Here is a 12,754-nt window from a genome sequence, read left to right on the forward strand (position 1 = left end):
GCCTGCCGGTGACGTGATGACAAGCACTCCGACGAAACCGACGGTCGCGTTTGCCCACCTGGGGTGCGAGAAGAATCGGGTGGACACCGAGCACATGGTGGGGTTGCTGGCAGAAGCGGGCTACGGCGTCAGCACCGATGAAAGTGATGCCGCCGTCGTGGTGGTGAACACCTGCAGCTTCATCCAGGACGCCCGAGAAGAATCGGTGAGAACCCTTGTGGGACTTGCGGAACAGGGCAAGGAACTGATCATCGCGGGATGCCTGGCCCAGCATTTCCAGGAGGAATTGCTGGAGTCAATTCCAGAAGCCAAAGCCATCGTGGGTACCGGCGATTACCAGCACATCGTTGACGTGCTGCAGCGGGTGGAAGCAGGAGAGCGGGTCAACCAAGTGAGCACCGTGCCCACCTTCGTGGGCGATGAACACCTGCCGCGCCAGCGCACCACCGACCAGGCCGTGGCCTTCCTCAAGGTGGCTGAGGGCTGCGACTACCGCTGCGCTTTCTGCATCATTCCGAAACTGCGGGGGGATCAGCGCAGCCGGCCGATTGAATCGATCGTGGCCGAAGCCCAGCAACTGGCGGAACAGGGGGTGCAGGAGCTGATCCTGATCAGCCAGATCACCACCAACTACGGCCTCGACCTCTACGGCAAACCCAAACTGGCGGAACTGCTGCGGGCTCTTGGAGAGGTGGAGATCCCCTGGATTCGGGTGCACTACGCCTATCCCACTGGCCTGACGCCGGATGTCCTAGCGGCTTACCGGGACGTGCCGAATGTCGTGCCTTATCTCGATCTTCCGCTGCAGCACAGCCATCCGGAGGTTCTGCGGGCGATGAACCGCCCCTGGCAAGCCGATGTGAACGACCGCCTGCTGGATCAAATCCGCGAGCAACTCCCAGACGCTGTGCTGCGCACCACGCTGATTGTGGGATTCCCCGGCGAAACCGAGGAGCATTTCCAGCATCTGATGGCCTTCCTTGAGCACCAGCGCTTCGATCATGTGGGGGTGTTCACGTTCTCGCCGGAAGACGGAACTGCAGCAGCCGACCTCCCCGATCACGTCGACCCCGAGGTGGCCCAGGCCCGCAAGGATGCCCTGATGGCACTGCAGCAGCCGATTTCAGCAGAACGCAACAGCCGCTGGGTGGGCCGCACCGTGGATGTGCTGATCGAACAGCACAACCCCCAGACCGGCGAAATGATCGGCCGCTGCGCCCGCTTTGCTCCAGAGGTGGATGGCGAAGTCCGGGTCCAACCCGGAGAGGACGGACAGCAGGCCGCACCAGGCAGCCTGGTGCCGGTGGAGATCACCGGAGCTGACATCTATGACCTCAGCGGGCGGGTTGTGGGTGCCCGCGCCATGGTGGCCGCAGCGAGACGACAGGGTTGACCCTTTTCAAACTGGATGCCGAACAGCAACGCAAGCTTTTTCTGATCGCCTCAGGCGTGAGCACGGCTGGGTCTTTTGCCGGCATCACCGCTAAGGGCTGGATCCTGATGAAGGGGGGAGTTGATCCCTTTGTGCTGGCGCTGAACTTCGCCGCACTGTCACTGCCCAGCCTGCTGGTGAGCGGTCCGGCGGGGGTGCGCACCGACTGCGTGGGCTGTGAACGGGTGCTGGTGCAAGCGCAGTGGGCGCTGCTGGCCGCCTCGGGGCTGGGGGCCCTCGCCATTCCCCTCTTGGAGGGCACACCACAGGTGCTGCTGTTGCTCTGCAGCACCCTGCTGGTGGGCATCGCCGGCGCCTATGAGCTGACGGCCCGAAACAAGTACTGCTCGATCCTGGTGGAACGACCGGAACAGCTGGCGGGCTACCTCACGAGCTTTTCGGTGGTGTTCAACGTTGGCAAGCTGGTGGGCCCCCCGATCGGCGGCTGGTTGCTGGCGGCCACTGGCCCGGCCTGGGCCCTCGGGATTGATGCGGCCAGCTATCTGCTGCCAATTGCCAGTTTGATGTTTCTTCTGCGCCCAAATCGGGATCAGGAAGTGCGCAGCAGCGGCGGCGAGGATGCCAGCCTGCTCAACGCCTGGCGGCACTGCGGCAGCACCCTGCAAGGGGTGCTCAGTTTCACCGCGGTTCTCTGTCTGATCGGGTTTTATCACCCGGGGCTGACCCCCTTGATCGCCTTTGAACAGCTAGGGGCCAAGCCCACAGATCTGGGCCTTTTCACCAGCGTGCTGGCGGGCGGCAGCATCCTTGGCGGCGTGGTGTTGCAGCGCAACAGTCAGCGTTTCTGCCGTCGCCCGTTCCTCACCCTGGGGGGCTTTGGCCTGATCACAGCTGTGGCTCAGTTGGGGATGGCCCGCACATCGGGGCCGGGCTTCAGCCTGGCCATGGCCTTCCTGATCGGCGCCGGCACAGCCGGCCTGTTAAGCAGTTGCAATCTGATCAGTCAGATCGGCTCTCCTCAGGTCATGCGCGGGCGAATGGCCGGTCTGAGCCAAATCGCCTTCCTCGGAGGTGGCGGGCTCAGTGGGCTGATCGTGGCTGTGCTGGTCATGAGCACCAGCCTGTCCACGGCCTTCGCACTCACCGGTGGCCTCAGTGCCGTGGTGGCAGTGCTCTGGATGCGAAAACGAGGAGCAAAACGTCTGGAACCGCTCAGATGAGCTTGATTCCCTTGAGGATTTTGGTGAGCACAAAAGCCGTCACCAGACCGGAACCAACCAGGCCGAGATAGATGCCGACGCCCATGTGCAAGTAAGGAGGTGACCACTATTAGATCAGACATCGGCCTTGGTTCAGGCCATTCCGCTTAGGGTTTGTGAACAGCTGATACCTAAGTAGAGGTATCTCCAACCGGGCCAACCGGACGTCCATCCACCAACGCCCGACGCCATGCGCACCCTGTTCGTTTACCCCGAGTTCCCGAAGACCTTCTGGAGTTACGAGAAGATCCTCGAGCTGGTGAACCGAAAAGTGCTGCTGCCCCCTCTGGGGATGGTGACTGTTGCTGCTCTTCTGCCCCAGGACTGGGAAATGAAGTTGGTGGACCGCAACGTGCGGGAGGTGACTGAGGAGGAGTGGGATTGGGCTGAACTGGTGATCATCTCGGGGATGATCGTCCAGAAAGACGACATGGCCGTGCAGATCGGCAAGGCCAAAGAGCGAGGCCTGCCGGTGGCCATTGGAGGCCCGTTCGCCAGTTCCACTCCGGATGCACCCGAACTTGATCAAGCGGATTTCAAGATCCTGGATGAAGGAGAAATCACCCTGCCGATGTTCCTGGAGGCCCTTGAACGCGGCGAAACCAGTGGACGTTTCACCTCCGAGGGAGACAAGCCGGATGTCACTGCCACACCGATCCCCCGCTTCGATCTGCTTCAACTAGACGCCTATGACTCGATGAGCGTTCAGTTTTCGCGGGGCTGCCCGTTCAACTGCGAGTTCTGCGACATCATTGTTCTGTACGGCCGCAAACCCAGAACAAAAACTCCCGAGCAATTGGTAGCGGAGTTGCAGTACCTCTACGACCTCGGGTGGCGACGATCGATCTTTCTGGTGGACGACAACTTCATCGGCAACAAGCGCAACGCCAAACTGCTGTTGCCAGAGATCCGCACGTGGCAGGAGGAGCGGGGTTACCCCTTCAGCTTCGCTACCGAGGCCTCCGTCGACCTGGCCGACGACGACGAGATGATGCGGATGATGCACGACGCCCGCTTTGAAAGCGTCTTCCTTGGCATCGAGACCCCCGATGAGGCCAGCCTAGAAACGGCCCGCAAGGTGCAAAACACACGGAACCCTCTTGATGCCGCCGTTGATCGGATCACAGCGAACGGCATCCGAGTGATGGCCGGCTTCATCATTGGCTTTGACGGCGAAAAGGATGGTGCAGGACGCAGAATCGTGGACTTTGTGACTCGCACTGGCATCCCCGCCGCAATGATGGGAATGCTGCAGGCTCTGCCGAAGACGGCACTGTGGGCACGATTGGAGCGAGAGGGTCGCCTGATTCAGGGGGAAGAAGCCGCCAAGGGCGTCAACCAGACCAACCTGCTGAACTTCGAACCCACCCGACCGATCCGGGACATCGCCAACGAGTACGTGGAAGCCTTCTGCGCTCTGTACGAACCCAATGCCTACATGGATCGGGTTTACAGCTATTACCTGAAGATGGGCGCTCCACGCTGGAAGGCTGCCGCCAAACTTCCGACTTGGATTGATATCAAGGCGTTGAGCACCGTGGTCTGGCGTCAGGGAATCAAGCGCAACACCCGCAGCCGCTTCTGGAAGTACATGTTTGGCATGGCCCGTCAAAACCCTGCTCTGCTGGAGCAGTTCTTAGTGGTCTTGGCCCACAACGAACACTTCCTCGAATACCGCTCGATTGTGCAGCGGGAAATCCGCGAACAGCTGGAATCCCTACCGCCGGAAGAGCCCACAACCCCGAAAGAATTGCAGCCCGTCTAACACTCAGTCCTGCACGTAAGACGTGTCGTTTCTCAGACACTGCTCGGCCTTCTGCAACTCCCTACCCAAATACAGGGCATGGTCGAGTCGGCTCAGTGCGTGAGGGCCGTCTCCTTCAGTGAGCTGAATGCCCAGCTGTTTGGCTGTACGACCGCGATAAATCGCTGAGGGGCGCCGGGGGGCATTGACACCGTCACAACGCAACACGTCGCCGGTCTCTGAATCACGGGCCAGCCCTTTGTCATCAATGGTGTTGCCGTAGTGCTCCAGCACCAGTTCGGCCGCATCGCGATCCAGCTTGATCAGGAAATAGCCACTCGGATCCAAGGCGATGAAGCGCTGGGAGAGGCGCTGATCCAGAGCATCCATCGCCGCGGCTGTGGATGCCGGTGCTTCTGGGGTTGTGGTCATGCCTTCAACCTACAAAGCCAAGGCCGGAGGTTCTGCTTTGAAGGGCAGCTCCGCATTGATGGAGTCGATCTCTTCCAGCATCAAGCCGTTCACCTTGGGCAGCCAGGTGCGAATCAACTGATCCATCTGGGGCTGATACCACCGGTGCAGGCTGGCGTGGGGCCGTGCGACGAAGCCTCGACGACGTTTGTGACTACCCCCAGCCCCTGGGTCAAAGCTGTTGATTCCCTGCTGCAGGGCCCATTCGATCGGGGCGTAGTAGCAGACCTCGAAGTGAAGACAATCAATCTCCTCGTGGCTTCCCCAGTAGCGGCCCCATAGCTGACGGCCGTCCTGCACGCACATCGACATCCCCACAGGATCGCGCGGGTCACCGCGGTGGGCGGAAAAAAGAACCAGCTGATCGCGATGCCGCTGGGCCAGTGCTTCAAAGAAACCCTCCTCCAGGTATTTGCTGCCCCAGGGCCCCCAGCGGGCACAGTGCTGCTCATAAAAGCGATGCATCGTCTGAAGCAGGGCGAGGTCGAGCTGGTCGCCGCTGAGGGGCGTCACCGTGATGCCTGCCTTCGCTACGGCCTTGCGTTCCCGCTTGATGTTGCGGCGCTGGTTGGCGTTAAAGCCCTTGAGGTAGTCCTCAAAGCTCTGGTCGTCGCCGCGGCTCCAGAGGCTCTGCTGGTTCAGCCAGGCGGCACAGCCCGCCGCCTCCGCCAGGGGCCGCCAATGCGGATCCACATAGAGAAAATTGCAGCTGAGAATGCCGTTCTGTTCGCAGAAGCGATCGATCGCCCGCAGCAGCTCCCGGGTGAGCAGCGCCTCGTCTTCCCCAGATCGCACATGGAAGCGGTAGCCCAGCACAGGGCTGACCGGGCTCATGCCAAGGAGTTTGGGGTAGTAGCGCAAACCCAGATCAGCCGCCAGACGAGCAAAGGTCTGGTCAAAGACAAACTCGCCGTAGCTGTGACCCTTCAGAAACAGCGGGGCGACAGCAATCGCACAGTCATCCCGCCAAAGCACCAGATGCAGCGGCTGCCAGCCCTGATCAGGGACCGTGCTGCCGGAGCTTTCCAAGGCCTCCAGCCAACTCCAGCGGTAAAAGGGGATCGTTCCCTCCCCCATCAGGCTGTTCCACTGCTGCTCAGGGATCTCGGTGATGGAACGATGCCAGCGGGCAATCAAAGACGACATTCAGGCGGTGCCGCTGGCCAACACCGCCCGACCCTAACCAGAGAGACGATCAAGCCATCGGATCAGCACTCATGGTGATCACCGCCTCATCGAAGTCAATGTTCAGATCACCAGCATCAACTCCCTTCACCACGGCTTTCACGTCGTCTCCCTTGACGATCCAGGCGTTCTTGCCGCGCTGCTCAATCCGCGTGGATGCGCATCCGCAGAAGGTGATCGTGTCACCAGCTTCGAAATCCATGATCTTCATGTATCCCTTGCCGCCGTTGAGCGTCTTGAAGGTGTCGTTGTCTTCGCCACCCCAGACTTTGAAACGGCCCTCAGGGGTGGAAATGATGTCGTCGCCGCCGCGCCCATAAATCAGTCTCTTTCGGCTGGTCCCCGTTAGTTCGTCGGCGCCGTTTGTTCCACGCAGTTTGTTCCGCCTGTTTTTCGCCATTGACACTGGGATTTCCCTAACGCTAGGGAGTGGATTCAGTCGTGCACTCCCCCAATTGGGGGATTTAGCGCTCAACCGATGCCGACGCGCTTCCTTCGGTAACGCAGCAACCACTCTCCATCTCCCAGAGGTTCCGCCCCTTCCGAACACCAGGCATCTCGTTCTGCCAAACACTCCGTCGAGGCATCAAAGGTTGATGGCAACCAGGTGTTGGCACCTCCCAGCAACTTCGGCACGAGGGTGAGCTGCAGGGCATCAACGCAGTCTGCCGACAACAGATCCGCCACCAGGTGAGCCCCACCAAGCAGCACCAACCGTTCCATGCCCGCCGAGCCAAGGGCCTCCAATCGCTGGAGCCAGGAGTCCCCCAGGGGGATCCAACGTTCAAATCCAGCCTCCACCGGAGCCGGAGCCAACAACCACCGCCGCAGCGGTTGTTGAAAAAACAGCCAATCCTGAGAGAAGTCAGGCGATCGGCTCACCACCACAGCGGCCGGCTGCTCAGGGCGGCCGTCCCTCCGGCGTTGCTCCAACAGCTCAGGGTTGCGGATCAGGCAGGTGCACTGATGGGCCCGCAAGGTCCCAGCACCGATCAAACAGGCATCCGCCCAGACGAGGGCCTGCTCCAAGGCGCGCCGGTCTCCCTTTCCTCCCAATTGGGCCGCACCACCTTCAGGCGGCGCCAAACGGCCATCAAGGCTGATGGCCAGCACCAACCTCACTGAGGGGCGTTGAACCGTGGGACGTTGGGGCATCAAGCCATCACTCAGACAGCCGCGACTGCATCAAGAGCCGCAGGAGACATCTCCAACTGCGGTGCTTCGGCATAGACCTCAGCCGCGTTGTTCGGGCTTTCCTGCAAGCGCACCTTGTGCAGGCTGGCACCGATGGCCTTGATCGGGCTGGAGAGCCGGTCGGCGATGTGCAGGGCGATGTTCTCGGCTGTGGGCACGCACTCTTCGAAGAAAGGAACGTCCTTGTTGAGGAAGGTGTGGTCGAAGGGCTCCACCACCAGATCATCCACAAGCCGCTGCAGGGCCGACAGGTCGCAGACCATGCCGGTGCGGGGATCGATCTCACCGCGCACGGTCACATCCACCAGATAGTTGTGGCCATGGCCATGGGGGCGGGCGCACTTGCCGTAGATCGCTTCGTTCTCCTCCTGGCTGAGCTCCGGTCGAGCCAGTCGGTGGGCAGCAGCGAAGTGGGTGCGGATGGTGAGGAAGGCGTCCATGGGATGTCCGAGATAGTCGGCCCAAAGGCCCGGTTGTTCGTAGAGGCGCAGGGCCGTGATCGGCAGATGCGGGCTGAGGCGCTGCCAGATCACTCGCACCAGGGCCTCAGTGGTGGGAAGGCAGCCGGAAGGACCAGACACATCGAATTCCGGCCAGGCCTCATTGAGGAAGCGGAAGTCGAGCTGGCCAGTGACCTCGTTACGGATGGCGTGCTTTACCTCCGAGAGGTTGAGCACCATGCCGTCAGCATCCAGACCACCGGCCATGGACACGATCAGCTCGTAGTTATGGCCATGGCCAGGAGCCAACGCGCAGGGCCCGAAACGGGCAGCGTTGTCATCGGCGGATAGTTCGGGCAGCCAATAGCGATGGCTGGCACTGAAACAGGCCCTCCGGGTGATGACACAACCACGACCTTGGCCGTGCCGTGCTGGTGACTTCATTTCAGTCATGTGACGTTCCGGCCGCGAGGCATCCTAATGAGCTAATGCCGATTCCGAGTCATGGCGGATTCCACCCCCAACCTCAAGCAACGTCTTGGCGGGCGCAGCCTTTACCTGGTGGGAATGATGGGCAGCGGCAAGACCAGCACGGGCCGCCCCTTGGCCGAACGCCTGGGCTACGGCTTTGTGGATGCCGATGCTGTGATCGAACAGGCGGCGGGCTGCAGCATTCCGGAGATCTTTGATCGTGATGGCGAAGCGGGCTTCCGCGGCCTGGAAAGCCAGGTGCTCAGCGCGATCAGCCAACGCCACTCCCTGGTGGTAGCCACCGGGGGCGGTGTGGTGACCCAACCGGAGAACTGGGGAGTGCTGCACAGCGGCATCGTGATCTGGCTCGATGTGGTTCCCGATCAGTTGCTGCAACGACTGAAAGCGGACAGAACCGTGCGGCCGCTTTTGAAGACCGCCGACCCTGAAGCGGTTCTCGACCAACTGCTGAATGAGCGCCGGCCCCTTTACGGCGAAGCCGATCTCACGGTGGTGATCAACGATGAAACCCCTGACGTGGTGGCCGATGGGATTCTGCAGCTGCTTCCGAGCCTGCTGAAAGATCCGACCCAACGCCGCACCGACTGAAATCAAGCCGTTGGCGGCTCCAAGCGCACCGCAAACCACTGCAGGGTCACTCCGGGACTGATCTCCAGATCACAGGCGGTATCGATCAACCGCTGCGCCGCTGCGTCCACATCGGGTTGATCCGCCAGATCGGCCGGCAACTGATCAAGGCTGCGCAACCAACCGCTCAGCCATGTCAACGTGTCGGCAGCGCTGAGCAGCTGTTCCGGCTTGCCGGGCTCCAGCACCACATAGTCATCAAGGGCACGGATCAGGGGATCAGACATGGAACGGCGGATGTGGATGCTGCTGATCGGCCTCACCATCCTGCTCAGTGGTGGTCCCGTCTGGGCTCAGGGAAGCCTCGAACAACGTTTGAACAATTGGCCCGACTGGAGCCTTCCGGCACCGTTGCCGCGGCCCTCAAATCGGGATGACCTGATTTATCCCGACTGGTTTGCCGGGCTTTGGCAAGTGGAAAGCATGGATCTCGATGCCCCAGACGATCCAGCTCTGCTGCATCAGGCACGCTTCCAAACCGACCGGCGCGGTCGCCTGATCGGCGATCGCAGCTTCAATGCCACTGCCATCGGTCGCGCCCTGCTCGGCGACCAATTGCTTGGGGTAGAGGAGGACCCCGACTCCGCCAACCGCCAGATCGCCCGACTCAAAGGAGATCTCTATCTCGAAACCACGGTGACGGGCCGCCGCCAGGAGAGCCCCAACACCGACACCTTCCTTGCCGATGAATTGGTGCTGCAGATCCTGCATGCCCCCGGCCCGCCGCGGCTGAGCCGGATCGAAACCCTGAGCCGCTACAGCCGCTGCGGGGAAGCCATCTGCGCTGAGCAGTGGCAGGGCCGCTACGCCTCACCGGGCGAGAGCCTGCGGGATCAGGCCATCGCCCAGCACCACTACCAACTGCGCTTCACACCTCTTCCAGGGTCCGCTCCATCAATTTGAGTTCAAGCTGGTCACGCCATTGGAACAGCGGCTGCAGCTTGGGGTGATCGCTCAACCCGGGCACACCCTTGCCAGCCAGAGCCGCCCCCGCGGACGAGGGGAAGCGAAGCAGCGACAGCTGAGCGGCCACAGCGATATCGGCCAGGGTGAGGCTGTCGCCGACCAACCAGGGGCTGGCCTGCACCGAGGCGGCGAGCTGCTCCAGGCTGGCCAGAAGCTCGGTGCGTTCCTTCTGGTTCACCAGCTCGGTGATGTTGCTGACCCAACCGCCAGGGATCACGCCCATCACCGAACGCACGGGATCAGGAAGATCGTCGGGGAGCAGGGCAACACGCAGCTCGGGGTCTAGCGCCGCGGCCTGCACCAGGGACGAGCGACCGGCCATCGCAAGGGTGCTGTCGGCCCAGTCCTCCAAGAGATGCACCTGGGCAGCCTGGCGTGGATCAGCCGGAATCAAAGCGGGGTCGGGTTCACGCCGATTCAGGTGCAGCGCAATGGCGCTGGAGTCAGCAATCACCTGCTCCCCATCCACCAGCACTGGCACCTGGCGTTGCCCGGACAGCCGGAACACGGCCACCTGGCCAACGCCAGGGGTCACCTCCACGGTGCGGAAACTCAGCCCTTTGGCCTGTAGCACCATCCGCACCTTGAGGCAGAAGGCGGAATGGCGGAATTGATGCAGCTCCAGCATGTCCAAAACAGCCATTGGCCCGGCAGAGTAGCCAGCACATTCCCAAGCTCGCCAGATCCATGCGGGAGTTTTTCCTCAACGTCTCCCGTTACCCCCGCTACCTGGTGGCCTTCACCCTCGGGGTGATGAATTCCGTCGCCGAACCCCTAGCCGCGCGCCGGAGCAATCCGGTCACGGCCGTTGCCTTGATCGGCGCCCTGATCAGCGGCGGAATCAGCCTCACCCTGGTGTTGCGTGCCATGGTGAATTCAGCACCGATGGCGTGATGGCACAGGGGCGTCGAGTGGAGCGGGTTGCCGCGCTCATCCGAAAGGAAGTCAGTGAACTCTTGATCAACGGCATTCGTGATGAACGGGTGCATCAGGGCATGGTGAGCATCACCGAAGTGGAAGTGTCTGGCGATCTGCAGCACTGCAAAATCTTTGTGAGCGTCTTCGGAGAGGCCCAGGAGCGCGACCAGGTGCTCGAAGGTCTTCAGGCCGCCAGCGGTTTCCTGCGGGGGGAACTGGGGCGGCGGTTGCAGATGCGTCGCTCCCCCGAGGTGGTGTTCCAGCTGGATCGCGGCCTGGAACGCGGCACCTCCGTGCTGGGGCTGCTGAATCGCCTTGAGGATGAACGGCAGCAACGGGGAGAGGTTCCACCAGGTAGTGATGAAGAGCCTGGCGGTGATGAACAGATCGGCAGCGATGAACAGCCAAACGGCTGACCACCCGGTGCCCGACAGCCTGCGGCGCCGGGTGGCTGAACTGCTGGTGCTGCGGGCCAGTGGTCATCTCAGTGACCAGCAGCGCCGCTACCCGCAATGGGAACTGCCCAACAGCGAGCTGCAGCGTTTGCTGCAGGACGGGATCGGCGGCGTGATCCTGCTGGGGGGCAGCGCCGTTGAGCTGCAGCAGCGCACCCAGCAACTGCAGGGCTGGAGTGATCAGCGGTTGCTGTTCTGCGCCGACGTGGAGGAGGGCGTGGGCCAGCGCTTCGAAGGCGCCAGCTGGCTGGTGCCGCCCCTCGCCCTCGGGCGCCTCTACCAACGGGACCCCGAGCTGGCCTTGGATCTGAGTGAACGTTATGGCCGCTGCACCGGCGAACAGGCCCGCCGCTGCGGCCTGAACTGGGTGCTGGGACCGGTGTGCGACGTCAACAACAACCCCGAGAACCCAGTGATCAATGTGCGGGCCTGGGGGGAGGATCCCAACAGTGGAGGCGCCCTGGCCGTTGCCTTCCTGAAAGGGCTGAGGCAAGCGGGTGTTCTCGGTTGCGCCAAGCACTTCCCCGGCCACGGCGACACCGCCAGCGACTCCCATCTGGACTTGCCGGTGCTGCCCCACAGCCGCGAACGTCTGGAGCAAGTGGAACTTCCGCCGTTCAGCGCCGCCATTACCGCCGGCGTGGAGAGCGTGATGACGGCCCACCTGGTGCTGCCGGAGCTGGATCCGCAGCAGCCAGCCACCCTCTCCAAAGCCGTGCTCACCGACCTGCTGCGAGACCAGATGGGCTTCAACGGTCTGGTGGTGACCGATGCCCTGGTCATGGAGGCGATCAGCGCACGGCATGGTGCAGCAGAAGCCGCCGTGCTGGCGTTTGAAGCCGGAGCCGACCTGATCCTGATGCCCGCGGATGCCGATGCCGCCATCGATGGCCTCTGCGCGGGCTTCAACAGCGGACGACTGCCCCTCGAGCGGTTGGAGGAAAGCCTTCAACGTCGTGCCGATGCCCTGGCCTCGATCCCAACCGGTGCCCCTTCTGGTCCGATCGTCACAGCAGCCGACCGGGCCCTGGAAGCGGAGCTGGTGCGCCACAGCGTGAGCATCCGTGGTGAAACAGTGCAGGCGAATGCGGGAATCAACCTGGTGCGCGTGGATGCGCTGCTCCCTGGCGCAGCCGCCCTCAGCGGCTGGTCACCGGCCCTGCGTATCCCCGAAACCCAGGGATTTCGCTCGGTGGTGCTGCATGGCGAAGGGCTATCGCCCTGGAGCGGCCAGCCGAACGCCCCTCTAGCGCTGGACCGTCTCGGGGACGGAGCGGTGCTGCTGCAACTGTTCCTGCGGGGCAACCCCTTCCGCGCCGGGCGGGACGCCCGGGAGCCCTGGGCCGCAGCCATCCAACAACTCGTCGCCCTCAACCGCCTGGCGGGGGTGGTGATCTATGGCAGCCCCTACCTCTGGGAGAGCCTGCAGGCCGTTCTGCCCAGCGGCTGCCCGGCCGCCTATTCCGCTGGCCAGATGCAGGAGGCCCAGCACCAGGTGCTCACCGCTCTGTTCCCCACCGCTTCGCCAGCGGGCAGCGGCGGTGCATTCACCGACTGACCACCGCCAACCAACTGCAATGGCCAACCGCATCTAACCTCGCGCCAACTTC

The 12,754-nt window shown here is 62.6% G+C and carries 16 protein-coding genes; 8 read left to right on the top strand and 8 right to left on the bottom strand.

Annotation, left to right across the window (positions count from 1 at the left end):
- Positions 1–16: 16 nt before the first annotated feature.
- Both rimO and SynPROSU1_RS12070 read left to right on the top strand, forming a co-directional pair.
- Entirely contained in the window at positions 17–1,393 is a 1,377-nt protein-coding gene (gene rimO, locus SynPROSU1_RS12065) for a 30S ribosomal protein S12 methylthiotransferase RimO (RefSeq protein WP_186570708.1), read from the top strand.
- Positions 1,390–2,613: an MFS transporter gene (locus tag SynPROSU1_RS12070; RefSeq protein ID WP_186570709.1), complete on the top strand. Its 1,224-nt coding sequence runs from the start codon at positions 1,390–1,392 to the stop codon at positions 2,611–2,613. Before rimO ends, SynPROSU1_RS12070 begins: the two co-directional genes overlap by 4 nt.
- Here the strand turns inward: SynPROSU1_RS12070 and SynPROSU1_RS12075 are convergent.
- A complete protein-coding gene (locus tag SynPROSU1_RS12075) occupies positions 2,606–2,698 on the bottom strand; it encodes a cytochrome B6 (protein ID WP_115025429.1) in 93 nt (30 codons plus the stop codon). The genes SynPROSU1_RS12070 and SynPROSU1_RS12075 overlap by 8 nt on opposite strands.
- A 144-nt stretch (positions 2,699–2,842) precedes the next feature.
- Between SynPROSU1_RS12075 and SynPROSU1_RS12080 the strand changes: the two genes are divergently transcribed.
- A complete protein-coding gene (locus SynPROSU1_RS12080) occupies positions 2,843–4,417 on the top strand; it encodes a B12-binding domain-containing radical SAM protein (protein ID WP_186570710.1) in 1,575 nt (524 codons plus the stop codon).
- 3 nt (positions 4,418–4,420) lie between these two features.
- On the opposite strand, the gene SynPROSU1_RS12085 is transcribed toward SynPROSU1_RS12080, so the two are convergent.
- The 5 genes from SynPROSU1_RS12085 to SynPROSU1_RS12105 form a co-directional block, all read right to left on the bottom strand.
- Positions 4,421–4,828, bottom strand: a complete 408-nt coding sequence (locus SynPROSU1_RS12085) for a DUF4346 domain-containing protein (RefSeq protein WP_186570711.1) — start codon at positions 4,826–4,828, stop codon at positions 4,421–4,423.
- A gap of 9 nt (positions 4,829–4,837) precedes the next feature.
- A complete protein-coding gene (locus SynPROSU1_RS12090; RefSeq protein WP_186570712.1) occupies positions 4,838–6,013 on the bottom strand; it encodes a GNAT family N-acetyltransferase in 1,176 nt (391 codons plus the stop codon).
- 49 nt (positions 6,014–6,062) lie between these two features.
- Positions 6,063–6,452 carry a hypothetical protein gene (locus SynPROSU1_RS12095; RefSeq protein WP_255444672.1) on the bottom strand — a complete coding sequence of 130 codons (390 nt, stop codon included), beginning with the start codon at positions 6,450–6,452 and terminating at the stop codon, positions 6,063–6,065.
- A 71-nt stretch (positions 6,453–6,523) separates the two neighbouring features.
- A complete protein-coding gene (locus tag SynPROSU1_RS12100; protein WP_186570713.1) occupies positions 6,524–7,207 on the bottom strand; it encodes a RibD family protein in 684 nt (227 codons plus the stop codon).
- An 11-nt stretch (positions 7,208–7,218) separates the two neighbouring features.
- Positions 7,219–8,139 carry a 6-carboxytetrahydropterin synthase gene (locus SynPROSU1_RS12105; protein WP_186570714.1) on the bottom strand — a complete coding sequence of 307 codons (921 nt, stop codon included), beginning with the start codon at positions 8,137–8,139 and terminating at the stop codon, positions 7,219–7,221.
- 51 nt (positions 8,140–8,190) lie between these two features.
- Here SynPROSU1_RS12105 and SynPROSU1_RS12110 point away from each other — a divergent pair, with 51 nt between their 5' ends.
- The gene (locus tag SynPROSU1_RS12110) at positions 8,191–8,766 is read left to right on the top strand and encodes a shikimate kinase (RefSeq protein ID WP_186570715.1); all 576 of its coding nucleotides are present in this window, start codon (positions 8,191–8,193) and stop codon (positions 8,764–8,766) included.
- Between the two features lie 2 nt (positions 8,767–8,768).
- Here the strand turns inward: SynPROSU1_RS12110 and SynPROSU1_RS12115 are convergent, their stop codons facing one another.
- Positions 8,769–9,032: a chlororespiratory reduction protein 7 gene (locus SynPROSU1_RS12115; protein WP_115009308.1), complete on the bottom strand. Its 264-nt coding sequence runs from the start codon at positions 9,030–9,032 to the stop codon at positions 8,769–8,771.
- Between SynPROSU1_RS12115 and SynPROSU1_RS12120 the strand changes: the two genes are divergently transcribed.
- Positions 9,031–9,708, top strand: coding sequence for a DUF6816 family protein (locus SynPROSU1_RS12120; RefSeq protein ID WP_186570716.1), 678 nt, complete (start codon positions 9,031–9,033; stop codon positions 9,706–9,708). The genes SynPROSU1_RS12115 and SynPROSU1_RS12120 overlap by 2 nt on opposite strands.
- Here the strand turns inward: SynPROSU1_RS12120 and SynPROSU1_RS12125 are convergent.
- Positions 9,674–10,399 (bottom strand): glutathione S-transferase family protein, encoded by a 726-nt coding sequence (locus SynPROSU1_RS12125; RefSeq protein ID WP_186572387.1) that lies wholly within the window; start codon positions 10,397–10,399, stop codon positions 9,674–9,676. The two genes, SynPROSU1_RS12120 and SynPROSU1_RS12125, sit on opposite strands and share 35 nt — an antisense overlap.
- Before the next feature lie 59 nt (positions 10,400–10,458).
- Between SynPROSU1_RS12125 and SynPROSU1_RS12130 the strand changes: the two genes are divergently transcribed.
- The 3 genes from SynPROSU1_RS12130 to SynPROSU1_RS12140 are packed head-to-tail and all read left to right on the top strand — an operon-like array spanning position 10,459 to position 12,702.
- Complete coding sequence (locus tag SynPROSU1_RS12130) at positions 10,459–10,665, top strand: DUF751 family protein (RefSeq protein WP_186495423.1); 207 nt, start codon at positions 10,459–10,461, stop codon at positions 10,663–10,665.
- A complete protein-coding gene (rbfA, locus tag SynPROSU1_RS12135) occupies positions 10,665–11,105 on the top strand; it encodes a 30S ribosome-binding factor RbfA (protein WP_186570717.1) in 441 nt (146 codons plus the stop codon). Before SynPROSU1_RS12130 ends, rbfA begins: the two co-directional genes overlap by 1 nt.
- The gene (locus SynPROSU1_RS12140; RefSeq protein WP_186570718.1) at positions 11,086–12,702 is read left to right on the top strand and encodes a glycoside hydrolase family 3 N-terminal domain-containing protein; all 1,617 of its coding nucleotides are present in this window, start codon (positions 11,086–11,088) and stop codon (positions 12,700–12,702) included. The genes rbfA and SynPROSU1_RS12140 overlap by 20 nt, the downstream gene beginning before the upstream one ends.
- Positions 12,703–12,754 lie beyond the last annotated feature (52 nt).

The organism is Synechococcus sp. PROS-U-1, assembly GCF_014279755.1.
In the GTDB taxonomy this organism is placed as follows: Bacteria; Cyanobacteriota; Cyanobacteriia; order PCC-6307; family Cyanobiaceae; genus Parasynechococcus.